The sequence below is a fragment of the Kutzneria buriramensis genome (assembly GCF_003387475.1).
GTDB lineage: Bacteria > Actinomycetota > Actinomycetes > Mycobacteriales > Pseudonocardiaceae > Kutzneria > Kutzneria buriramensis.
The window spans coordinates 25,420-48,696 of sequence record NZ_QUNO01000034.1; the positions used below are offsets into that span (position 1 = coordinate 25,420).

The 23,277-nt window shown below is 71.6% G+C and carries 23 protein-coding genes; 12 read left to right on the plus strand and 11 right to left on the minus strand.

The window, feature by feature from the left end; translation table 11 throughout:
* Positions 1-5: 5 nt before the first annotated feature.
* A complete protein-coding gene (locus tag BCF44_RS51895) occupies positions 6-1,436 on the minus strand; it encodes an MFS transporter (RefSeq protein WP_211353657.1) in 1,431 nt (476 codons plus the stop codon).
* A 431-nt stretch (positions 1,437-1,867) separates the two neighbouring features.
* On the opposite strand from BCF44_RS51895, the gene BCF44_RS51900 reads away from it, so the two are divergent.
* Positions 1,868-3,088: a hypothetical protein gene (locus BCF44_RS51900; RefSeq protein WP_147329015.1), complete on the plus strand. Its 1,221-nt coding sequence runs from the start codon at positions 1,868-1,870 to the stop codon at positions 3,086-3,088.
* Between the two features lie 36 nt (positions 3,089-3,124).
* Here the strand turns inward: BCF44_RS51900 and BCF44_RS51905 are convergent, their stop codons facing one another.
* Complete coding sequence (locus BCF44_RS51905; protein ID WP_116182009.1) at positions 3,125-3,994, minus strand: RNA polymerase sigma-70 factor; 870 nt, start codon at positions 3,992-3,994, stop codon at positions 3,125-3,127.
* A gap of 120 nt (positions 3,995-4,114) precedes the next feature.
* Between BCF44_RS51905 and BCF44_RS56310 the strand changes: the two genes are divergently transcribed.
* The 6 genes from BCF44_RS56310 to BCF44_RS51930 all read left to right on the plus strand — a co-directional run bounded on the left by BCF44_RS56310 (position 4,115) and on the right by BCF44_RS51930 (position 8,537).
* Positions 4,115-4,273, plus strand: a complete 159-nt coding sequence (locus tag BCF44_RS56310; protein ID WP_170218223.1) for a hypothetical protein — start codon at positions 4,115-4,117, stop codon at positions 4,271-4,273.
* Positions 4,274-4,334: 61 nt separating this feature from the next.
* Positions 4,335-5,078, plus strand: a complete 744-nt coding sequence (locus tag BCF44_RS51910; RefSeq protein ID WP_116182010.1) for an SDR family oxidoreductase — start codon at positions 4,335-4,337, stop codon at positions 5,076-5,078.
* Positions 5,079-5,130: 52 nt separating this feature from the next.
* Entirely contained in the window at positions 5,131-5,934 is an 804-nt protein-coding gene (locus BCF44_RS51915; RefSeq protein WP_116182011.1) for a right-handed parallel beta-helix repeat-containing protein, read from the plus strand.
* A gap of 148 nt (positions 5,935-6,082) precedes the next feature.
* A complete protein-coding gene (locus BCF44_RS51920) occupies positions 6,083-7,162 on the plus strand; it encodes a DUF6745 domain-containing protein (protein ID WP_116182012.1) in 1,080 nt (359 codons plus the stop codon).
* A 26-nt stretch (positions 7,163-7,188) separates the two neighbouring features.
* On the plus strand, positions 7,189-7,635 hold the full coding sequence (locus BCF44_RS51925; RefSeq protein ID WP_116182051.1) for a hypothetical protein: 447 nt from the start codon (positions 7,189-7,191) through the stop codon (positions 7,633-7,635).
* A gap of 56 nt (positions 7,636-7,691) precedes the next feature.
* Entirely contained in the window at positions 7,692-8,537 is an 846-nt protein-coding gene (locus BCF44_RS51930; RefSeq protein WP_116182013.1) for an LLM class flavin-dependent oxidoreductase, read from the plus strand.
* On the opposite strand, the gene BCF44_RS51935 is transcribed toward BCF44_RS51930, so the two are convergent.
* From BCF44_RS51935 to BCF44_RS51965, 8 genes are all read right to left on the minus strand, one after another.
* Positions 8,491-9,495, minus strand: a complete 1,005-nt coding sequence (locus BCF44_RS51935) for an NAD-dependent epimerase/dehydratase family protein (protein WP_116182014.1) — start codon at positions 9,493-9,495, stop codon at positions 8,491-8,493. The genes BCF44_RS51930 and BCF44_RS51935 overlap by 47 nt on opposite strands.
* Positions 9,496-9,569: 74 nt before the next feature.
* Positions 9,570-10,145, minus strand: a complete 576-nt coding sequence (locus BCF44_RS51940; RefSeq protein WP_116182015.1) for a hypothetical protein — start codon at positions 10,143-10,145, stop codon at positions 9,570-9,572.
* On the minus strand, positions 10,138-10,692 hold the full coding sequence (locus BCF44_RS51945; protein WP_170218224.1) for an RNA polymerase sigma factor: 555 nt from the start codon (positions 10,690-10,692) through the stop codon (positions 10,138-10,140). The genes BCF44_RS51940 and BCF44_RS51945 overlap by 8 nt, the downstream gene beginning before the upstream one ends.
* Positions 10,693-10,723: 31 nt before the next feature.
* On the minus strand, positions 10,724-11,170 hold the full coding sequence (locus tag BCF44_RS57155; RefSeq protein WP_211353658.1) for a PaaI family thioesterase: 447 nt from the start codon (positions 11,168-11,170) through the stop codon (positions 10,724-10,726).
* On the minus strand, positions 11,171-11,746 hold the full coding sequence (locus BCF44_RS57160) for a TetR/AcrR family transcriptional regulator (protein ID WP_246016306.1): 576 nt from the start codon (positions 11,744-11,746) through the stop codon (positions 11,171-11,173).
* A gap of 147 nt (positions 11,747-11,893) precedes the next feature.
* Positions 11,894-13,714 carry a M1 family metallopeptidase gene (locus tag BCF44_RS51955; protein ID WP_116182017.1) on the minus strand — a complete coding sequence of 607 codons (1,821 nt, stop codon included), beginning with the start codon at positions 13,712-13,714 and terminating at the stop codon, positions 11,894-11,896.
* A gap of 132 nt (positions 13,715-13,846) precedes the next feature.
* Positions 13,847-15,256, minus strand: a complete 1,410-nt coding sequence (locus BCF44_RS51960) for an MDR family MFS transporter (RefSeq protein WP_246016307.1) — start codon at positions 15,254-15,256, stop codon at positions 13,847-13,849.
* Positions 15,257-15,288: 32 nt separating this feature from the next.
* Positions 15,289-16,725: an aldehyde dehydrogenase gene (locus tag BCF44_RS51965; RefSeq protein ID WP_116182019.1), complete on the minus strand. Its 1,437-nt coding sequence runs from the start codon at positions 16,723-16,725 to the stop codon at positions 15,289-15,291.
* Between the two features lie 97 nt (positions 16,726-16,822).
* On the opposite strand from BCF44_RS51965, the gene BCF44_RS51970 reads away from it, so the two are divergent.
* From BCF44_RS51970 to BCF44_RS51990, 5 genes are all read left to right on the plus strand, one after another.
* On the plus strand, positions 16,823-17,362 hold the full coding sequence (locus BCF44_RS51970; protein ID WP_116182020.1) for a TetR/AcrR family transcriptional regulator: 540 nt from the start codon (positions 16,823-16,825) through the stop codon (positions 17,360-17,362).
* A gap of 188 nt (positions 17,363-17,550) precedes the next feature.
* Positions 17,551-20,520: a tetratricopeptide repeat protein gene (locus BCF44_RS51975; protein ID WP_116182021.1), complete on the plus strand. Its 2,970-nt coding sequence runs from the start codon at positions 17,551-17,553 to the stop codon at positions 20,518-20,520.
* A gap of 60 nt (positions 20,521-20,580) precedes the next feature.
* A complete protein-coding gene (locus BCF44_RS51980; protein ID WP_116182022.1) occupies positions 20,581-21,117 on the plus strand; it encodes an RNA polymerase sigma factor in 537 nt (178 codons plus the stop codon).
* Positions 21,114-21,872, plus strand: coding sequence for a hypothetical protein (locus tag BCF44_RS51985; protein WP_116182023.1), 759 nt, complete (start codon positions 21,114-21,116; stop codon positions 21,870-21,872). Before BCF44_RS51980 ends, BCF44_RS51985 begins: the two co-directional genes overlap by 4 nt.
* A gap of 56 nt (positions 21,873-21,928) precedes the next feature.
* A complete protein-coding gene (locus BCF44_RS51990) occupies positions 21,929-22,306 on the plus strand; it encodes a hypothetical protein (protein WP_116182024.1) in 378 nt (125 codons plus the stop codon).
* A 3-nt stretch (positions 22,307-22,309) separates the two neighbouring features.
* On the opposite strand, the gene BCF44_RS51995 is transcribed toward BCF44_RS51990, so the two are convergent.
* The gene (locus BCF44_RS51995) at positions 22,310-23,245 is read right to left on the minus strand and encodes a helix-turn-helix transcriptional regulator (RefSeq protein ID WP_116182025.1); all 936 of its coding nucleotides are present in this window, start codon (positions 23,243-23,245) and stop codon (positions 22,310-22,312) included.
* Positions 23,246-23,277: the final 32 nt, after the last annotated feature.

Consider the following 23,277-nt stretch of genomic DNA (forward strand, 5'->3'; position numbering starts at 1 on the left):
CGTGGTCAGCGGCCGGCCGGGTCGGCGATCGACGCGGCCTTTCCGCGCATCGCCGACAGGACCGCGGCCAGCACCATGACACCGGTCAGCGTGTAGAAGGCCGTGCCGAGGCCGTCGGTGAAGACGGTGGCGAGTTCCCCGTGCAGGCTCGTGGTTCCGACGAAGATCGCGAACGCCGTGCCGCGCGGGATGGCGTTCGCGGCGACGAGAATGGCCGTGGTGAAGGAGAACACCATGCCGATGCTGGCGAACGTCCTCAGCAGACCGGAGGCGATGCCCAGCCGTTGCGGCGGAACGGCCTTCATCACCGCCGAGCTGTTGGCCGGGTAGAACAGGCTGCCGCCGATCATGATCACCGCGTTGCCGAGCGCGGCCAGCCAGAGGCCGCTGGTCGTCGTCATCTGCGCGAAAATCACCAGCGCCACAACGGAAATCGCCAGTCCGACGGTTGCCGGGATCACCGGACCCAGCCGGTCGGCCAGCCGCCCCGCGTAGGGGCCCACCGCCGCGCCGATCACGTAGCCGGGCAGCATCAGCAGGGACGCGTCGATCGGGCTCAGGCCACGCGGACCCTGCAGGTACATGATCACCAGGAACAGCACCGCGAAGCTGCCCAGGCCCTGGAGGAGCGCGGCCAGCAGCGACGGCGTCACCGTGGGGATGCGGAACAGGAACAGGTCCAGGGTCGGCTCCTGCTGCCGTTTCTCGATGAGCACGAAGACCGCCAGCAGCGCCAGGCCGCCGATCAGGTAGCCGATCACCTTGGCGCTCAACGGTTCCGAGGCCAGTTCGGTCATCGCCCAGGCCACCCCGAACAGGCCAAGGCCCAGCGTGATCGCGCCCGGCAGGTCGAGCCGCCGGCGGGTGCGCGGGCCGGCGTCGTGCAGGACCCTCGCCGCCAGGACCAGCGCGATCACGCCGATCGGCAGGTTGATCCAGAAGATCCAGCGCCAGGACACGTAGGTGACGATCACGCCACCGAGCAGGACGCCCAGCACCGAGCCCACCGAGTAGCCGAGCGCGTTGAAGCCGTACGCGCGGCCCCGCTCGGCCGGCGGGTACAGCTCGGAGATGATCGCGCCGCTGTTGGCCGCGATCAGGGCGGCGCCGATCCCTTGCAGGACCCGGAATCCGATGATCGCCACCGCGTTCCACGCCACCGCGCACAGCACCGACCCCAGCACGAACACCGCGAACCCGGCCCGGTACATCCGCACCCGGCCGAACATGTCCCCCAGCCGTCCCAGCTGCGTTGCCAGCACCGTGACGACCAGCAGGTAGCCGATCACCACCCAGGTCACCGCCGACAGCGAGACGCCCAGGTCGTGCTCGATCGCCGGCAGCGCCAGCACCACGATCGTGCCGTCCACCGCCGCGATGAGCACCCCGATCATCACCACCAGCATCCCCAACGTGCGCCGCCTGCCGGTTGTCACCGACCCGCCCGCTTCCCGATCGCCACGCATCGCCGCCCCCGTCTCGTCTTCGGCCTGGCCGCGGCCCTCGGCCCGCCGCCATCCACGTCTAGGATGCTAGCATTCTAGCGTCATGGCGAGCGGGGCCGGCATCCTCGACGCGCCATGGCCTGAAATCCCGTGCAGCAACGAAATTCCACCCCGGCGGAAGTGAGACAGAGGAAAGGGTGACCGAGAACGGCGAACCCTCAACGCCGCACGACTGGACTGCCCGAGTGACGGAGCCGGTCACCCTCCACAATAGACATGCTCCCAACGCCAAGTGACCGCTGCCATCCCTACCCCTGCTCCGATCAGGGATCAGATCCCCCCTTTGAGATCAACCTCCACGGCCGCCTCCCGCTACTACGCTTGACCGCACACTGGTGCGCCCACAGAATGCGGTGAAACCCATGACAGCTATGGAAACCGGGGAATCGGCCAGACTTCTCAGGGAGATGGCCCGGCCGTTCGTCGGGGACTGCCCGGACCTGGCTCTCCAGAAGGCGATGGTGGAGGCGCTGGAAGGGGGCATCAAGAAGGACACCTCCCACGACAAGCACGTGATGTTCGTCGGCGCGTTCGAGCTTCCCGTCATCCCGGCCAGCCAGCAGGACTTCGACCAGATCAAGCTGGTGGACCTGCCGTCGAACTTCGAGGCGGACGGGACCCTCGCCCATTCGCTGCCCGGCAACCTGAACGGGTTCGAGCTGGTCGAGGCGATCGGCATCCAGGGCCAACTGGTCCGCTTCAGCCTGCTCACGATGAACGCGGCCCGCCAGCTGGACTACCTGCGCCGCAGCGGGTTCGTCGGGAAGGGCTGGAAGGTCGTCGTCGAGATCCACTACTACCGCAGGCGCCAGACCGTGGTGAAGGACATTCTGCACAAGGACACCTACGGGCAGACGCTGTTCGTCAACCTGAACTACGACACGGAAGTGGACATCCCGGGGCCGGAGTACATCCTGAACCCGGCGGTGGTCGACGAGCACGAGGCGCAGATCGTGCTGACGCTGCCGGAGAAGTTCATGGACGACCTGCGGTGGGTCCGTGGCCAGCTGGGCCGACCCACCGAGATCAGTATCGCGACGGTCAAGCCGAAGCAGTTCGTGGCGTTCGTGGACGAGGCGATCCACCACATGAGCCCGCAGCTGGGCGGCCGGACGGTCACCAGCAACCAGCTCCTCACCTTCCTGGGCAAGACCTACAGCGAGAAACACGTGCAGGATGCCAAGGCCGCGCGCAAGGCGTTCCGTTCGGCGCCGTCGACCATCAAGGGGATGGTCCGGGCCCTGCACAAGTCGCCCAAGCCGTTCTCCCAGTACCTCAAGGTGATTCAGGTGGACCAGGTCATGTGGTTCAACCTGATGGAACTCGCCGAGACGCCGAACGCCGTGATCAACCGGCTCGCCCTCACGGACGCGCGCCTGCGCGCCGACCTCATCGACGAGCTGCTGGACGAGAACTGGGAGGGCTACAGCAACGTCTCCATCCCCGGAGCCGGCACGGCGCCGCTGGCCGAGGGCAAGCTCAAGCGGCAGGCGAGCCGTGACGCGCTCACCGGCCCGGTGCCGGCGCCGACCACGGACGACCGCCGCTTCTTCCGGACCTGGGTGCGGGTCATCAAGCTCTGACGGGTGCGGGCGCCGCCGGCGGCGGCGCCCGCGACGTCACGCCACCAGCCCGGCGAGCTTGGCGGGGTTCACCACCATCAGGGACCGCCGAACCCCGTCCGCGGCGGCGTCGATGCCGATCAAGGCGACCGGCTCGCCGTCCCGGGTCATGAGCACGGCCTGACCGCCGTTGGCGTCGACGATCGACGCCTGAAGGCCGGTGCCGAACTTCGTCGCCATGCCGGCGATGAACCGGGCGACCCGTTCCCGGCCCACGACCGGCATCCGCGCGGCTGACACCACGCCGCCACCATCGGAGTACGACACGGCGTCCTCGGTCAGCAGCTTCTCCAGCGCGGCGAGGTCGCCGCTGGTGGCGGCGGCCAGAAACGCGCCGAGCAGCCGGCTGCGCTCGGCCGGCGCGACGGGGGCGTGCCGCTCGTCGGCCAGGTGCACCCGGGCCCGCCGCGCCAGCTGCCGGGCGTTGGCCTCGGTGGTCTCCAGCACCTCGGCGATGTCCCGGAACGAGTAGTCGAACGCCTCCCGCAGCACGTAGGCGGCGCGCTCGCGGGCCGGCAGGCGTTCCAGGAGCAGCAGAACCGCCAGGTCGAGGGCCTCGGCCCGCTCCGCGCCGAGGGTGGGGTCGTCCGCGGTGGACACGGGTTCGGGCAGCCACGGGCCGACGTAGACCTCGCGGCGGGCGCGGGCCGAGGTGACGGCGGTGATCGCCAGCCGGGTGGTGACCGTGGTGAGGAAGGCCGCCGGATTGCGCACGTCGTCGAGGTCGGTGCGGGCCCAGCGCAGCCACGCCTCCTGCAGCACGTCCTCGGCGTCGGCGACGCTGCCGAGCATCCGGTACGCGATGCCGAACAGGCTCGGCCGCACCTCGTCGAACTGGGCCAGGGCTTCGGCGCCGCCCACGACCATCCTTCCTCCTTCGTCGGTTCGCCCCCTCGACCGCGCGGCCGCCCGTTTCGTGACACGCCGCGCTGTCACGTCCGGCGCCGCTGCCCGGTCGTAGCGGGTGCTCCCGGCGGAAGGACACCAGTGATCGAGCCCGACAGCAATTCGGCGGACGAGTCCCGCGCGCCGCGGGACCCCGTTTCCGTGGCGGCGCGAATTCACCGGTTCGCGGCCCAGGTCGTGCGCATCTACCTGGGCCGGGACGACGAGCCGGAGCCGCCGCCGGACCCCGACCCGCCGTGACGCCGTCACGTTTCGGCGCGCCGCGTGGTCGAGGGGGCGAACCGAGCGTGAGGAGAGACCGATGCGAGTGGCGGTGGCCGGCGGGACCGGCCTAGTGGGCAAGCTGGTGGTGGCCGAGCTGGACGCCGCCGGGCACGAACCGGTGGTGCTGGCCCGGTCGACCGGCGTCGATCTGGTCAGCGGGGACGGCCTGCCCGGACGGCTGGCCGGCTGCGCGGAGATCGTCGACGTCACGAACATCGTCACCCTGCGGCGCCGGCAGGCGATCGGCTTCTTCGCCGCGACGGCGCACAACCTGGTCACCGCGGGCGCCGAGGCCGGCGTGCGGCAGGTGATCACGCTGTCCATCGTCGGCATCGACGACGTGGACCTCGGCTACTACGCCGGCAAGCGCACCCAGGAGGAGGTCGTGCGCAACGGCCCGCTGCCGTGGAGCATCCTGCGCGCCACCCAGTTCCACCAGTTCCCCGAGACCCTCATCGACGACACCCGCGGGCCGTTCGTGATCGTGCCGAGCTCGCTGTCGCAACCGGTCGCCGCGGCGGAGGTCGCCCGCGCGCTGGTCGCGCAGGTCGGGCAGGAACCGGCCAAGTATCTGCCGCCGATCGCCGGCCCGGAGACGATGCGGATGCCGGACATGGCCCGGCAGTTGGTGCGGGCCAAGGGTCTGCGCAAGGTCGTCGTCCCGGTGCGGCTGCCGGGCCGGGTCGGCCGCGGCATGGCCGGCGGCGCGCTGCTGCCGCACGAGCCGTACACCCAGGGCACGACGACCTTCGCCCAGTACCTCGAACGGAGCTTCGCATGAACACCAGTTCATCGCCGCCACGCCCGGCACCGCGGCCGCGCCGATCACGTTGGTGGGCAGCGCGAAGGCGGTGCTGCACGACCCGCTGTTCAACCCGGGCGACACCGACTGCCCGACCGGGCAGGTCGGCTACGGCATGTGGCTCCAGGGCGCGAGTTACTGGAATCTCAAGGGCTTCACCGTCACCAGTTCCAAGAAGGGCATCGTCATGGACGGCGCCCAGCACGTCACGATCGACGGCGTCACCGTGCACGACATCGGGTACGAGGGCTTGCACTTCCGCAAGAGCAGCGCCTACGGCGTGATCAAGAACTCCACCGTCTACAACACCGGCCTGGAGCAGCCGGGCTTCGGCGAGGGGGTGTACCTGGGCTCCGCCAACAGCAACTGGGCCTGTTACGGCGCGAACGGCGGCAAGTCGCCCGACGGCGGCAACTTCGTCCAGGTGCTGAACAACAAGATCGGGCCGAACGTGGCCGCCGAGGGTGTCGACATCAAGGAGGGCACGCACGACGGCCTGATCTCGGGCAACACCTTCGACGGGACCGGGGAGAAGAACGAGAACTCCGGCGACTCGGTGATCGACGTCAAGGGCGACAAGTACACGATCACCGGCAACACCGCGAAAAACGCCTTCCTGGACACCTTCCAGGTGCACAACGTCTGGCAGAAGACGGGGTGCGGCAACACGTTCAGCAAGAACACGCTGACCGTGACCAGCGCCGACGGCTACGGCATCAACGTGACCGACCAGAGCCAGTGCACGTCCTCGAAGTCGCCGAACATCGTCGGCGCCTCGAACAAGAGCACCGGCGGCAAGGGCCTGTCCAAGGTGCCGACGACGCCCGGCATCTGACCACAGTGGAGGGTGGGGCCGTCCCGCATGTCAGCCGCGATGCCGGCCGGCCCCACTTCCCGTGGAAAAGATCGTGGTTGCGCGACCGGCGGTCGCGCTGCCATGATCTGGGCATGACCGAGAGAAAGGGCGTGTCCGCCCTGGCGCGATGACGCGCCGACCGCGGCGTGAGTTCCGCCGCGTCGAGGTTTCCGAGTTCCGGCCCCAGCTCGCGCGATCGCGCACGGAGTGGCTCGACCACGGGCTGAGCACCTCCTCCGCCGACCGTCCGGCAGCGGAAGAGGCCGTGACCAGGCTGTATTCCCTATTGGGGCAGCCGCCGCCCGAGTTCGTCTGGATCGGCTCGCCCGGGGCCGTCGGCACCGTGCTCGAACCGTCCGCCACCGTGCTGCGCTCGTACGGCGATCTGCCGCTGGTCAGCCGGCTGGCCAATCTCCTGTCCGCGCTGCGCCAACGGCTCGACGAGCACCTCAAGCCGCACAATCTATCCGTTGTGGACAGCGAGGTGCGGCAGCCGCTGCGCGAGTCGTTGCGGGTGGCGGTGGCCGACCGGATACGGGCCGAGGTGAACAAGCACTACGGCCTCTACTGGTACGGCCAGCAGGAGGCCGAGTGGGTGGCGTTCTACCAGGCGTGCCAGCAGGTTCTGGGCATCGAGCTCGATCCGGGGGACGCCGAGCAGCTGGAGTTGTGGGCGGCCACGGTCCGGTCCTGCGGCTGGTGGTGGCCACGTGAGGGCCGCTGTGTGATGGCCGAGCGGCCGCTGGCGATCAGGCTGGACAGCCAGCGGCGGCTGCACCACGAGGACGGGCCCGCCATCCTGTTCCCGGACGGCTGGGCGGTGCACTGCTGGCACGGCGCGCGCGTGCCGGAGTGGGTGGTGGCGGACCCGACCGTCGAACGGATCACCGCCGAGCGCAACATCGAGGTGCGCCGCTGCGCGATCGAACACCTGGGCTGGCCCAACTACATCGAGCGGGCGGGCCTGCGGTTGCTGGGCCGCGCACCGGATCCCGGCAATCCCGGCCGCGAACTGCGCCTGTACGACGACAAGTCGCCGTTGAAGGTACGGCTTCTGTTGGCGGTCAACGGTTCCGTCGAACGCGACGGCACGCGCCGCTGGTACGGGCTGCGGGTGCCGCCGTGGTTCACCGACCCGGTCGAGGCCGCCGGCTGGTCCTACGGCCTGACCGGCGCCCAGTACGCGCGGCTGCAACGCCGCACCTGAACCCCGACTCCCCCAAGGTGATCACCATGAAACTCGCGGAACTCCTCGACCTGTCCGGCCTCGACGTGCTCGACCACCTCTCTCGTGAGGTCGCCGTGCCGGTGGTGGACGGATTGCAGGCCCAGGGCGACCTGATCGTCGTGCCGCTGGGCATGCTCGGCATGACCGAGCTGCGGCGCGAGCGGCACTGGCGGCCGGTGACCCGCACCGGCGTCGAACTCGTCCGCGGCGAGGACGGCAACAACCCGCACACGCTCGTCGCCGACGACGGGACGTGCTGGTGGACGAACTACACCGGCTGGGACCGCACCGGTCTGGGCATCGCGGTGTTCGAGAACACCGCACCGGCCTACCTGGTGCATCCCGAGCACGGCGGCGCCGGCGTCGCCCGCGGGCGGTGGCTCGTGCGCCGTCAGCGGGAGCGCGGCGCCGACCCCCAGCGACCGACGGCGAACCTACTTGTCGCCGACTGAACATGAGTGGCTGATATCCGGTTGCGGCGCCGGCCACGCGCCACGAGCATGCCAGGGTGCGCTACTCGATCAACATCCCCAACTTCGGCGACTTCGCCGACGCCAGGAACGTGGCCCGGGTGGCCGTGGCGGCCGAGGAGGCGGGCTGGGACGGCCTGTTCGTGTGGGACCACGTCGTGCACGACAAGCGGATGCGGGCCGGCCAGCCGTTCGGCGACCCGTGGCTGCTGCTGACCGCGGCCGCGCTTGCCACCACCCGGATCCGGCTCGGCACGCTGGTCACCCCGGTGGCCCGCCGGCGGCCGGAGCAGCTCGCCCGCCAGGTCGCGACCCTGGACGGCCTCAGCGGCGGGCGGGTGGTCTTCGGCGCCGGCCTCGGCGGCCCGATCGGGGACGAGTTCGGCAGCTTCGGCGAGCCCACCGATCCGGTGCTGCTGGCCGCGCGGCTGGACGAGGGGCTGGCGCTGCTGGCCCGCTACTGGACCGGCGAATCCGTCTCCCACAACGGGATCCACTACCGGGTCGACGACGTCACCCTGCTGCCCGCCACCGTGCAGCAGCCCCGTCCGCCGATCTGGATCGGCGGCTTCTGGCCGGCCCGGCCGCCGATGCGGCGCGCCGCACGCTGGGACGGCGCGGTGCCGCTGTTCGAAACCGCCCGCCACGGCCAGATCCCGCCCGTCGACCAGGCCCGCGACCTGATCTCCTACCTCCGACGCCACCGCGGCGACGGACCGTTCGAGATCGTCCTCGGCGGGCAGACCACCTCGCACGAGCAGGTGGCGCCGCTGGCCGAGCTCGGCGCGACCTGGTGGGACGAGCGGTTCCCGATGAGCGGCGACGACTTCCACCGGCTCACGCCCGTGCTCCGTCGGATCGAGCAGGGCCCGCCGGCCGCCTGAGCAGCTCGGCCTCCGCGGCCGGGCTCAGCCCCACCTTCGGACCGAACCAGTCGGCGATTCGGGTCCGGCCCTCGGCGCACATCCAGCGCCACGTGTCGGCAACCGTTTGCGCCATCGGCCGACAGCGCAGGCCGGCGGCGTGAGCGCGACTCGTGTCGCGCTCCTGCACCGGCCGGTTCGGATGGTTCGGCGGCACCCAGATCGGCAGCTGGCTCCACGGCCTGATCCCGGCGGCGGTGATCGCCTCCGGGTCGATCCACCGCAGCTCCGCGCGGTCGCCGGTCACTCGGACGCACGTCTCCAGCAGTGCCGCCATCGTCGTGTGCCCCGGCGGGCTCGCCGCGTTGAACGTCCCGGCCACGCGTTTCTCTGCCGCGTCCAGCAGCCATGCCGCCAGGTCGCGGGCGTCCACCCACTGCGTCGCCAGATCCCTCGGCCCCGGCGCCGGCATCTCGCCGCCCCGAGCCGCCCTCGCCAACCACCAGGGCAGGCGGCCGACGTGCTCGTGCGGGCCGAGAATCAGCCCCGCGCGGGCCAGCAGCGCCCGGTCGTCGCCGAAGTGCCGCGTGACCACGAGCTCGCTGCCGACCTTCGCCGCGCTGTAGTCGCCGTCCCCGGCCTCGACCACCGGCGCCTGCTCCGTCATCCCGGTCCTCAACGGTTGCCGGTACACCGCGCCGCTCGACACGTACAGGTAGTGGCCGACACGGCTTTCCAACTGCCGCGCCGCGTCGGCCACGGCCTCGGGCGCGCCGCTCCAGGTGTCGATCACCGCGTCCCAGTGGCCGGTCAACTCGGCGATGCCGGCCGTGCGGTCGCCGCGCACCGCCTCCACACCGTCCGGCGCCGGACCCGTCAGGTCCCGGTTGAACACCGTCACCTGCCAGCCGCGCCGGACCGCGTCCGCCACCGCCGCCCGCCCCACGAACCTGGTCCCGCCCAGCACCAGCACACGCATGCCCGCCAGCTTGCCGGACTCTCGCCCGTGAGCGGCTCATCTGCTCCCCAAAGGGAAGTGAGCCACGCACGTGATCACCGGGTCGGCGCGGGGCTGGATTCGATCACGGGATCCGACCCCCAGCCCAGGCAGGACGGCGCCGGGTCGCGCACCACCCCCAGCTGGACGTCGACCTTGCCGTCGGGATGGACGCGGGTCGCCAGCATCAGGGTGTCGCCGGCCGGAATCGCCTGCGGCTTGATGGTGACCGTGTCGATGGCGGTCGAATCCTGCGGGACCTCCTCGATCAGCCACCCGTACGGCTCGGGGTGCCGGGGATCGGGGTGCGGCTCCTCCTTGCAGTGCGCGTCGTACGTCACCGCGTGCGCCCGCACGCCGAGCTTGGCCAGCTGCGCGTTCGCCCCCGTGACGCCGCTGATGTCGTGAATGGCCACGGTGACCGTGCCGTCGGCGTTCTGGGTCACCGCGTATGCCGGCGTGCCCGTTGTCACCGTCAGCGTGACGGCCAGGGCCGCGCCGGCCACGCCGATGCCGCCGGCCGCCAACGCGACCGGACGCACCCGGCTGCGGGGCGGCCGGTGCGCGGCCGCGAGCTGCTCCCCGTGCGCCTCGAGCAGATCACTCCACAGCTGGTTCTCGAACTCACCCATCTTGCCGCTCCTCCCTGCGCAGTCGGGTCCGCGCCCGGAACAACCGGACGCGCAGTGCGCCGGCCGACACCGCCAGCGCCGCCGCGGCCTCCTTCGGGGTCAGCCCGGCGAGGTCCACCAGCTCGACCGCCGTCCGATCGACCTCCGACAGCTCGGCAAGTCGGTCGATCAGCTCGCGGCCGTCCCGCTCGGCGTCGATCCGGGCCACCAGCTCGGCGATCTGGTCCGCCCCCAACTCCCGCCGCCCCGCGACCCGCAGTGCTGTCGCCCGGCGCTGCGTGGCCTGCTCGCAGTGCCGCGCGAACACCCGGCGGGCGATGGCGAACAGCCAGCCGCGCGCCGAGCCCTTCGCCGGGTCGAACGACGGGTAGGACGTCATCGCCTCCACGAAGGTCTCCGACGTCAGGTCGGCGACCGTGTACGGATCGGCGCTGCGGCGCGCGAAGAACGCCGCGATCCGGCCGACCTCGGCCTGGTAGACGGCCTCGAACTCGGCGAGCAGCCCGCGCGGCGCCGGCCAGGCGCGTGTCGTGGTCGGTTCTTTCACACCTTGAGGTTGGGCCACCGCGGCAGTCGCGTTACACGGCGGCTTCGAACAGCATGCACGTGGTGGTGGCGTGCGCGATCAGGCGACCCGAGGCGTCGGTGACCCGCCCCTCGGCGGTGGCGGTGCGCCGCCCGGTGTGGATGACAACGCCTTCCCCGGTAAGGGTTTCCCCGTCGGTCTGCGCCGGCCGGACGTAGTTCACCTTGAGTTCCAGTGTGGTGTAGCCGACGCCGGCGGCCAGTGTGGTGTGCACGGCACAGCTCATGACGGTGTCGAGCAAGGTGGCGATGATGCCGCCGTGCACGGTGCCCATCGGGTTTGCGTACTCGGGCCGCGTGGTGAGCGAGGCGACGAACCGGCCGGGCTCGACGACGTCGAAGGTCATGCCGATGAGCTGCCGGATGGGCGGGAAGTCGGCGGGCGGGTCGGCCTGCACCCGCCGCAGGGTCTCCAGGCCGGTGACGTCTGCAATGGACATTTACGTTCCTTGTCTCAGGGCGTGCTCGACCAGCTCGCGGACCTCGGCGGCCGCGTCGTCGAGGGGCGCGGTGCTCCGCTCGGCGCGGCAGAGGATCAGCGCGCCCTCGACCGCGCTGACGGTGAACGAGGCGAGCCGCCGGGCTCGCGCCTCGGGAAGACCGCGCCCGACCAGCAGCTCCGCCATGACGTCCTGCCAGCGGCGGAAGATCTCCGCGGCGGCCCGGGCCAGCTGCGGGGTGTCGTCGTCGGCGTCCACGACCACGGCGGCGACCGGGCAGCCGGCGCGGAACTCGCTGGCCAGCAGCTGGTCCCGCCACAGGCCGAACAGCGCGTCGACGGGGTCGCCGGCGGCCGCCTTGGCCAGCATGCGGTCGAGGACGTCGCCGGCCAGCGCGACGGCCTCCTCCAGCAGCTGGGTCCGGCCGCCGGGGAAGTGGTGGTAGAGCGAGCCGCGCGGGGCGCCGCTGTGCGCGAGCACGCGGTCCAGGCTGGTCGCGCCCACCCCGTACGCACGGAGCAGCTCGGTGGTGCTGCGCACCATCCGCTCCCGACTGTCGCTCCGCCGCGGGCTCACACCGGCCTCCATTCTAGGTAATATGACATACTACATAGAACACCGCGCAGGGAAAAGCCCCAGGTCAAAGACCTGGAGCTGGTGCAGGGAAGGACGCCTTACCCGCATTGAACGAGGGTAAGGCGTCCTTCCCTGCGTTGGAGAGGGTCAGCCGACCACGCGGTGGGAGGCCCAGAACGACGTGAGGTCGGTCGAGCCGGCCGCGGCCTGCGCCGCCGCCTTGAACTCGGCCGTGGTGGACACGCCGTACCAGTGCGACTGCGCGTAGGTCTTGAGCAGGTTCGCCATCGCGGTGTCGCCGATCAGCCGCTGCAGGTCGTGCAGGGTGCACTTGCCGTAGCCGTAGACGACCGTCGAGTACCGCGAGGAGTGCGCGTCCCAGTACGCCATCGAGTTGGTGAGCTTCTCGTCGGCCGACGCCCAGGTGATGCCGCAGCCCGCGCCGGTCACGCCGCGGTACAGATCCGTTGCGTAGTCGGCGAAACTCTCGTCCAGCCACGGCGAGTTGTACTCGTCGTCGCCGACGATGCCGTACCACCACTGGTGCGCGATCTCGTGCGGCAGCGCGACATTGGACACCAGGTCGAGCACGAAGCCCGGGTACTCCATGCCGCCGAACCAGAAGTTGTTGTCCAGCACGGCATCCAGCTCACCGTACGGGTACGCGCCGAACCGCCCGGCGTGCACGTCGACGGCGTCCGAGGCCAGGCTCAGCATGGAGTTGGCGCTGCTGGAGGAGATGCCGCTGACCGAGTAGACGTTGACCCGCACGCCCTTGGGGGAGGTCGTGCTGACCTTCGCGAACGGCCCGGCGGCCCAGGCGAAGTCGCGCACCTTCGACGCCGTCGCGCGGGTCGTGGTGGTGCTGCCGCTGGTGGTCTCGGTGGACGTGCCGGTCGCCGGCGTCAGCAGGCTGGTCGGGTGCACCAGCGTGACGTCGAAGTCGCCGGCCACCGTGTAGAACGACTCGCCGTTGTTGGTGTAGGGATCCAGGTGCCAGCCGGAGCCGTCCCGGATCGCCAGCACCGGCAGCGCGTTGCCGATCATGCTGTACGCCCCGTCGCGGCCGAACCGGTCGGCGCCGTCGGGCACCGCGATGCTCAGGTCGAAGCCGATGGTGGCGGACTGGTTCTGCGCCAGCGGCGACGGCAGCGTCACCTTCATGGCGGTGCAGTCCACACTCAGCGCCGACGCGGTGCCGCCGGTGACGTTCGTGACGGTGATCGGCGTGCTCGGGCAGGAGCCGTGCCAGTTGTCCCACAGCCGCAGGTACACCTCGGGCAGCGCGGTCGCCGAGCCGTTGGTGAAGGTGACGCTCTGGTGGCCGGTCCAGGTGTCGCCGGTGCTGTTGGACGTCAGGTTCACCGTGTACGCCGGGCTGATCGGCGTGCGGGTGGAGTCCGGGGGCGGCGGCGGGTTGCCGGTGCCGGTGGTCAGCGCGAAGTCGTCCAGCGCGAAGTTGGTGGCGAGGCTGGAGTCCTCCTTGCCGGTCACGGTCAGCGTCACGGTCTGGCCGAGGTAGCGCGACACGTCGACGCTGCGCTGGACGTAGCCGGTGTTCTTGTCCAGGTTGGAGTAGCTCGCGACGGTGTCGGAGCCGATCTGCACCGCCAGCGTGTCGTACTTGGTGCTGGTGGTGGTCTCCTGGGTGTCGATGTGGGACCAGAACGTCAGCGTGGCCGACGAGCACCCGGCGGGCAGGGTCACCGACTGCGACAGGGTGTCGGTGTGGGTGCGGCCGGTGCCGTCCAGCAGCGCCAGCCGGCTGCCGCCGTGCGCCGGCTCGGCCGACGTGCCGGCGACGACCGCGGCCGTCGAGCCGGTCCACGGCGCGGTGCCGGATTCGAAGTCGGCGTTGCCGATCACCTGGTCGCCGCAGGCCGCGGCGTGGGCCGCCGGGGCGACCAGCGCTGCTCCGAAAAGGCTTGCCGCCAGCGTGAGGGCGGCAGAGATCGCCCTGCGAGTCATGGGCTTTTCCTTTCGTGGCCCCGCCCGTCGGAGCCCTCGCCAGCGTCCCCGGGCGGGCCAGGCCCAACAACCCGCCACTAGTACTGTTTTCGCCCACCGCGTGACAATGCCGACTTCTGGTGGGCATGACCATCACACGTGAACGGGCCGAGTCCGCAGCAACAGGGCGAGCGTCGCGCCCACCACCACCAAAGGGGTGAGCCAGAGGAAGGTCTCGCCGATGGCGCGGGCGAACACGTCCAGCACGGCCTCGCGGACGTCGGCGGGCAGCGTGGCGATGCCGTCCGGGCGGGTGGGGTCGACGCCGGGCACGCGCAGCCGGCGGGCGAAGTCGCTCGTGAACACGCTGCCGAAGACGGCCACGCCGAGCGCCGCCCCGATGGACCGGGCAAAGGTCACGACGGCGCTGGCGGCGCCGAGATCGTTGGGGCGCACCGAGTTCTGCACGGCGGTCAGCACGACCATCGGCACCATGCCGATGCCCACGCCGGTCACGAGGAAGTAGCCGGCGAGCGCGACGGCCGAGGTGTTCGGCGCAAGGGTGCTCAGCAGCGCCAGGCCGACCACGTTCAGCGCCATGCCCGTGACGAGCACGAAACGCTGCCGCCGCGCGGCCCAGCGGCCGGCGATGGACTGGCTGGCGACGAGTCCGACGACCAGCGGCAGCATGTACACGCCGGACAACGTCGCCGTCACGCCGTCGACGATCTGGAGGTACGTGGGCAGGTAGACGAGCACGCTGAACATCGCCACGTTGGCGATGAAGCCGATCAACGAGGCCAGCACGACGGTGCGGGACGTCAGCATCGACAGCGGCAGGATCGGCGCCGCCGCCCGTTGTTCAACGGGGACAACGAGAGCCGCCAGCAACAGCGCCACCACGATCAGCCCGAGGATCGGCGGCGACGCCCAGCCCCACCGCTGCCCGAACGACGCGATGAGCACCAGCGCCGTGGCGAGGCCGGCCAACAGTGTCGCCCCGAGGTAGTCGACGCCGGCAGTCTCGCCGCGGCGGCCTGCCGGCAGCGCCCGGAAAGCGATTGCCAGCGCCACCAGGCCGATCGGGGCGTTGATCAGGAACGCCCAGCGCCAGGACAGCACGTCGGTGAACAGGCCGCCGAGCAGCGGGCCGACGATGCTGGCGACGCCGTAGACGGAGCCGATCATGCCCTGGTACCGGCCGCGCTGCGCGGGTTCGGCGATGTCGCCGACCAGCGCGAAGGTCAGCACGATCATGCCGCCGCCGGCGATCCCTTGCAGCACACGGGATCCGACCAGCTCCGGCAGGTTGCGGGCCAGGCCGCACAGCGCGGAGGCGACGAGGAAGGCGCCCGTGGAGATCAGGTACAGGCGCTTGCGCCCGAGCATGTCGCCGAGCTTGCCCCACAACGGGGTCGCGGCGGTGGACGCGAGCAGGTAGGCGGCGCTGACCCAGGCGATGTCGTCGAAACCGTCGAGGTCGGCGGCGATCCGGGGTAACGCGGTGGAGACGATGGTCTGGTCGAGCGAGGCCAGCAGCACCGCCAAGGCCAAGGCGCTCAAGGCCAGTAACCGTTTCCTCGAGCCCAAGGATTTCATGACACGGTCACGGTCTTGTACTCGATGTAGGCGGACAGGCCGACGGCGCCGTACTCGCGGCCGATGCCGCTGGCCTTGAAACCGCCGAACGGGCCGTCGAATCCGATGGGCGCGCCGTTGATCGTCACGGTGCCGGTGCGCAGCCGGCGGGCGACCGCCAGCGCGTGCTCCGGGTCGGCCGACCAGACGCCACCGGACAGGCCGTAGTCCGAGTCGTTGGCGATGCGGACGGCGTCGTCCTCGTCGTCGTAGGGGACGACCACGAGCACCGGGCCGAAGATCTCCTCCCGGGCGATGCGCATGGAGTTGTCGACGTCGGCGAACAGCGTGGGGGTGACGTAGTTGCCCTGCTCCAGGCCGACGGGCACCTGCGGGCCGCCGGTGACCACCCGCGCGCCCTCGGCGATGCCAAGCTCGATGTAGTCGCGGACGCGCTGCTGCTGGTCGGGGCGGACCATCGGCCCGATGAACGTCTTGTCGTCGCTCGGGTCGCCGACCGGCAGCGACGCCACCATCTCGGCCAGCGCCGCGACGATCTCGTCGTAACGGCCGCGGGGCGCGAGGATCCGGGTCTGCGCGATGCAGGACTCGCCGTTGTTGAGCAGGGACCCGAACTTCACGCCCTGCGCCACGGCGTCGAGGTCGGCGTCGGGCAGGACGATCGCCGCGGACTTGCCGCCCAGCTCCAGGCTGACCCGCTTGAGCTGCTCGCCGGCCAGCGACGCGATGCGGCGCCCGGCGCGGGTGGAGCCGGTGAAGGCGATCTTGTCCACGTCCGGGTGCCGGACCAGGTGCTCGCTGGTCTCGCGGTCGGCCGGCAGCACGCTCAGCGCGCCCGCCGGCAGCCCGGCCTCGGCCATCAGCCCGGCCAGCAGGTTCATGCTCAGCGAGTTCTCCGGCGACACCTTCAGCACCACGGCATCGCCGGCCAGCAGCGCCGGGATGATCTTGGCGTTGGCCGCGGAGAACGGCGAGTTCCACGGGATGATCGCCGCGACCACGCCGAGCGGCTCGCGGCGCACCATCGAGCGGACCGGGCCGGCCGGCTGGAGCGTCTCCTCCCAGCCGAACTCCTCGGCCGCCCGGAGGAAGGCGTCGGCCTGCCGGGTCAGACCCGACTGGCCGGCGCGGGTGAACCACAGCGCCGAGCCGTTCTCGGCGGTGATCAGCGCGGCGATCTCGTCCGCGCGGGCCTCGCGCAGCGCGTTGTAGCGGCGGATGACCGCGATCCGCTCGGCCGGCGCGGTCCGCGGCCACGGGCCGTGGTCGAAGGCGTCGCGGGCGATCGCCACCGCGCGGTCGATGTCCGCCGGCCGCGCCTGCGCGGCCCGTCCGATCACGGACCGGTCGTGCGGCGAGGCGACGTCCAGCAATTCGGGGTTGCTCGGTTCGGCCCAGGTCCCGCCGATGAAGAGCTTGTCGTAGGTGATCATGTCGGCTCCCTTCTGCCTCACCACTGTAGCACTTAACTGTCACATTGATGAGACAGTAGTTGTTCGAACCGTCACACCTGGGTGTACGTTTGACCGTATGCGGGCAGACGCGGCACGAAACCTGGAACTCGTCCTCACCACCGGCGCGCGCATGCTCGCCGCCGACCCGGGCACCACCGTCGCCGCCATCGCCACCGAGGCCGGCGTCGACCGCCGCACCGTCTACCGCCGCTTCGCCTCCCGCGACGAGCTGCTCGCCGCCGTCTACGAGGCCCGCCTCGACGCCGTGGAGCGGGTCATCGAGGCCGCGCGCCTGCGCGACGCTCCCGTCGCCGCCGCCCTGCACCGCTACGTGGAGGGCATCATCGAGGTCAACCGCACCTGGCCGGTCGAGCTCACGCGGATGCGCGCGGAGCCGTCCATCCAGGCCCGCCGCAAGCAGTTCATGGACGAGGTCGACGCGCTGCTGCGGCGCGCCACCGACGAGGGCTTCCTGCGCGCCGGACTGCCCGAGGGCTGGAACGCCGTCGTGCTGGCCAACCTCATGCAGCTGGCCGCGCACTCCCTGCCGCAGCTGTCCGCCGCGCAGGCCGCCGACGTGCTGACCAGCACCTTCCTGCGGGGTTTCGGGACGTGAGAAGGCCGGCTGGGCCGCGGGCCCAGCCGGTCTTTCCCCTCTTTCCCCACTGCGGATCCCATCCTGCCCGGCCCCGGTGTGCGGGCGTTCGCCGTCACGGAGCGGCAACTTCCGTGGTCAGGGCTGTGGTCACGCCCCCGGTACGGGTTCAATACGGGCGGACGGGACTTCTCTGGGGGTGGGGGCACATGGACACGACCGTCGGCGACCTGATCTCGGCGCGGCGAAGAACGGCGGGCATCACGCAGAAGCAGCTGGCCGAGCGAGCGGGACTGAGCGTCGGCGCGGTGCGTGACATCGAGCAGGGCCGCACGGCGCGGCCGCGGCCGGAGGCGCTGCGCAAACTGTTCGCGGTGGTCGGGCTGTCCGACCAGGACCTGGCCCGCCAGCTGGCGGAACGGGAGTCGCGGACGCCGGCGACACCCTGGCGGTTCCAGGTGCTCGGGCCGTTCCGAGTGACGTTCAACGGCGTGCCGGTCGACGTCGGCCCGCCGCGGCAGCGGGCGGTGCTGGGGCTGCTTGCCTTGTCCCCCAACGCCTTCGTGCACCGCGATGCCATCGCCGACGCGCTGTGGGCGGACCAGCCGGCCGAGGCGGCGCGGCGGCTGGTGCCGGGCGCGGTGAGCCGGCTGCGCCGGGCGCTGGCCGAGGCGGGTCGCCGCGTGAAGCGGGAACTGGTGGTGTCGGACGGATCCCGCTACCAGCTGGCGGTGCACGTGGACGAACACGACCTGCTGCGGTTCCGACGGCTCGTCGCGACGGCCGCGCTGGAACCGGCGTTGCGGTTGTTCACCGGCGAACCCCTGGCCGATCTCGCGGACCTGCACAACCTGCCGGAGCTCACGGCGATCCGGATCGAGCGCACCGCCGCCGTGCTGGCGTACGCGGACGTCGCCGATGCCGCCGACGCGCTCCCCCACCTGCGGGTCGCGGCGGTCGCAGAGCCGCTGCACACCGATGTGCAGGCCAAGTTCCTGTTGGCACTGGCCGGAACCGGCCAGACGGCGGCCGCGGTGCGGCACTTCGAGGCGGTGCGCCAGCACCTGGCCGACGAGCTGGGCGTGGAACCGGACGAGGCGCTTCTCGCCGCACGCCAGCAGATCCTCGGCCGGCCGACGGTCGCCGCGCCCGTGCCGGCCCAGCTTCCGGCCGACACGGCCGATTTCACGGGACGTCGACCGGACATCGAGCGACTGCGCGCCGCGCTCGGGGCGCAAGGCCCGGCGCCGGTGGTCTGCGCGATCACCGGCACCGGCGGGATCGGCAAGACCGCACTGGCCCTGCACGTGGCCCACCAGGTGCGATCGACGTTCCCGGACGGGCAGCTGTACGTCGATCTGCGCGGGGCGAGCGCGGTGCCGGCGCTGCCCGGCGAGGCGCTTGGCGAGATGCTGCGCGGGTTCGGCGTCGACCGGACCGACCTGCCCGACACCGAAGCCGAACGGGCCGCGCGGTACCGGAGCCTGCTGGCCGACCGGCGGGTGCTGGTCGTGCTGGACAACGCCCGCGACCCGGCGCAGGTCCGCCCGCTGCTGCCCGGTTCGTCGAGCTGCGCGGTGCTGATCACCAGCCGGCACCGGATGACCATCCTGGCCGGCACGAGACTGTTCCCGCTGGAGCCGCTGGGCGACGGCGACGCGGTCCACCTGCTGTGCCGGGCCGCCGGCGTCGCGACCGGCTCCGCCGAGGCGACCAGCGCCGGTGCGCTGGCCCGGCTCTGTGGCGGCCTGCCGCTGGCCCTGCGCGTCGCCGGTGCGCAGGCGGCCGAGCGCGACGGGCTCGCCGGCGTGGCGACCCGCCTGGCCGACCGGCTCGACCTCGCCGAACTGGCGCTGGACGACCTGTCGGTCGCCGCCACGTTCGGGCTCAGCCTCGAACAGGCCGACGACCGGTCGGCGCTGCTGTTCCGGCTGCTCGGCCTGCTGGACGGCCCCACCTTCGACGACGACGTCGCCGCGGCCCTGCTCGACACCGACCGCTCGGACGCGGCGGCGGCCCTGGAACGCCTCGCTCGCGTGCACCTGATCGAGCCCGGGGACCGCTACCGGATGCACGACCTGCTGCGGGCGTACGCGGCGGAACGGGTAGCCGACGTCGACGCCCAGGTCCGTGCCGACGCGTTCCACCGGGTCGTGCAGTGGTACGTGACCATGGCTCAGCAGGCCCATGCCCGCACGGAACGCACCGGCGCGGCCTTGGCGGACATGGCCGACGCCGTGGCCTGGGGAAATGCCGAACGGGACAACCTCGTGCCGATCGTGCGGCAGGCGCTGTCCACCCCCGACACCAGTGCGATGGGCGTGTCGCTGGCGCGGGCACTGCAGTGGATGTTCGTCGAGCACTCGTACGACGAGCAGTGGGAGCGGAGCCTGGAGCTGGCCCGGCGCTCGGCCCACCAGCTGGGCGACGTCGCGGCGGAGGCGTACCTCGCGACCGCGCTGGCCGACTGCGCCGGGTACCACGACCTGCGCCGGGCCATCGAGCTGTACCGGGAGGCGCTGGAACTGGGGCGGGCCGTCGCCGACCGCACCGTCGTGACGACCGCGTTGATCAACCTCGGCGGCACCCACCACCGCCTCGGCGAGCTGGCCGAGGCGACCGAGCTGTACGAGCAGGCGCGGATCGAGGCGCAGGGCTTCCGGCCGCGGGCCGAGGGCTACGTGCTGGCCAATCTGGCGGCGATCCACCGCAAGCTGGGGCGGACCGACCACGCGGTCGAGTCCGCCCGCGGCGCCATCGCGGTCGCACGGGAGATCGGCGACCTCCGCCTGGAGGTGAGCGCCCTGGACGACCTGGCCGACACGTATCGCGCGGCCAACGACCTCGACGCCGCCCGAGCGGCCGCCGAAGCGTCCGTCGATCTCGCCCGCACGGTCCACGACACCGGCCTCGAGGCCAAGTCGCGCACCGGCCTGGGCGCGATCCTGTTGGCGCAGAAGGACACCGCCGCCGCCCTGGACGCGCTGACCGAGGCGGCGTCGGTCTTCGAGGCCAACGGCGTCCGACAGGAGCTGGGCAGCACACTCCGGCTGCTCGGCGAGGCGCACCTGGCCGCCGGTGACCGCACGGCCGGCGTGCGCTGCCTGACGCAGGCGTTGGCGCTGCTGGAGCGGCTCGGGGTGCCCGAGGCGGCGGAGGTCCGAGCCTTGCTTGGATAGGGGTGTTGCATCGCGCGGGCGCCCGGACATGTGTGGGTGAGAAACCCACAAAGGAGAACGATGGCACTCGAGACCGACGCCGAGTTCTCGGCCATGTACCGGGCGCACTACGCGGACGTGCTCGCCTTCGTGCGGCGGCGGGCCCACCCGGGACAGGCCGACGACGTGGTCGGGGAGACGTTCCTGACCGCCTGGCGCCGCCGACGCGACCTGCCGGACGACCCCAGGCCCTGGCTGTTCCGCACGGCCCGCAACCTGATGCTCAACGCCAGCCGCAGCGCGCACCGGCAGCGGGCCGTGGCGCTGCGCGTGGCCGAGCAGGGCCGAGACGACGCGTACCAGCCGATGCTGTCCGCGGAGGCCCGGCTGGACCTGCTCGCCGCGTGGCGGGGACTGTCCACTTCGGACCAGGAGATCCTGGCGCTGCACGTCTGGGAGGGGCTGACCGACAAGGAAGCGGCCACGGTGCTGGGGTGTTCCCGCGCCGCGTACAGCATGCGGCTGTCGCGGGCGAAACGCCGCCTGGCCAAGCGTGCCGGCCCCGGTGTCGAGCTGTCGACCGCCCTCGTCCCCGCGAATGTGAACGGAGCATCATGAACCGCGACATCTCTCCCCTGCTCGGCGTGCTCGACCCGGCGCCGCCGCGCGCCCTGACCGTCGACGAGCAGGCCCGTCAGGAGCAGCTGCTCTCGTCGGTGCTGGCCGACGCGAGGGTTGTTCGCCGCCGGCCGGTGCGCCGGATCGCCCTCGCCGGGGCGCTGGCCGTCGGCGCGGCTGCGGCCGTGGTGGTCGCGCCGGTGGCGTACCACATGATCAAGGGGGGCGGCGGTCCGCTGTCGTCGACGGCGATCTCCAGCTGGACCGGCAATCCGGTGCGGCTGGCCGCCTCCTCGACGGATTCCACCGCGCAGCAGTTCTGCGAGAAGAACGCGACCGGCAACCCCAATGCCACCGGTCCGTTCACCGTGTCGAACGCCGACCTGCGCGGCGAGGTGACGTCGATGGTCCTCACCCGGGGCAAGGACATCACGCTGTGCATGGTCGGCACCGACGGCGAGGGCTTCACCATGGCGGTCGACCCGATCGGCAAGATCGCGCCGAAGGACATCACGCTGGACACCGCCGGGTCGCACGGCGACGGCGACAGCGCGTTCAGCTACGTGGAGGGCTTCGCCGGCGCCGACGTCAAGTCGATCAGCGTGCACGACGGTAGCCGCACCGCCGACGCCCTCGTGGACGGCGGCCGGTGGACCGTCTGGTGGCCGGGGACGAGCGACTTCACCGGCACCGTCACGGTCACCACGACCGACGGCAACTCCCACAGCGTCCGGATCGACTCGTTGTTCCACTGAGGGATCAGGGTTTTCCCCGGACGTGGGCGGGGCGCTCGGCGAGGACCATCGACGTCATGAGCGATCGTGACCCGATCATCGACGAGTGGCTGCGCGGCTCGGAGATCAGCGAGCTTGCGCTGAGCGGGGACCAGCTGTTCGGCCTGCACATCGCGTCCGAGCGGGCCGCCAGCACATGCCCGGAGCCGGTGCTGGAGCGTTGGTACATGACGCTCAGCCGGCACCGGGCCGCGCTGCTGTGGTCCGAGAAGGCGTTCATCGCGCAGGCCCGGCGCAACGGCTGGGACTGGGCGCGCATCGCCACCGCCCTGAGCCTGCCGGACGCCGAGGCGGCCTCGCGGCGGGAGGAGTTCCTGGCGGCATTCCTGCGCCGCACGCATCCCAGCCAGGATCCGCAGCCGTGGCTGCCGTGGGGCGATCCCCGGGTGGGGTGAGGTTCAGCTGACCGCCGCCGTGAGCCTCGCCGCTACCTCCGCGACGGCGTCCCGCAGTTCCGGTCCGCTCTCGACGCGGAAGTCGAACGGCACGTTGGCCAGCCACTCCCCCGCGTACATCGCCGGGTTGCGGGTGCTGCCCACCAGCACGCACCCGTCACCCAGCGGCTCCAGCCGTCCCATCGGCGGCCGGATCCACGGCGCCACCTTGCCCACCGGCGCCTCGAACACCACCCGGGTGGCAAATTCCCAGCCCTTGCCCAGGTTTTCCTCCAGCACCGCGACCGGATCGAGCCCCTCCGGCGGCTCGCACTGCTGGTGCGTCTGCTCGACCGCGCGGATTCGGTCGATCCGGTACGTGCGGATCGCGTCCGCGCGGTGCGAACGGCACAGCAGGTACCAGCGGCCATGCCGGACCACCACCGCCCACGGGTCCACTTCGGACGTCCACTCGGTACCGTTCTCGCCTCGATACGTGAGCAGCGCGACGTTTCTGGCCGCCACCGCCGCGACCAACGTGCTCACCGTGCCCGGATCCGGCCGTGCCGACCGCGGATCCGACGCCGCCGCCGCATGCTCCCGCAACGCCGCCGCATGCCGTCCGATGCCCTCCGGCAACGCGCGGATGACCTTGCCCAGCGCACCCGCGAGCAGCTCGTCGCCCGGCGGCGCGTCCAGCACCGCCATCACCAGGATCAGCGCCTCCGCCTGGCTGAACACGATCGGCGGCAGCCGCGTGCCGCGGCCCAGCCGGTAGCCGCCGTGCGGGCCGCGCATCGATTCCACCGGGATACCCGCCTCGCGCAGGATCCCCACGTAGCGGCGGGCCGCGCGCTCCGTGACCCCCAGCCGCCGCGCCAGCTCGTCCGCCGTCGTGCCGGGGCGGTTCTGGAGGATCTCCAGGGTCCGCAGCGCCCGGGCGGTAGGGCTCAGCTCCATGGTCCGAGCATACCGGTAGTAGAACGTCCGGA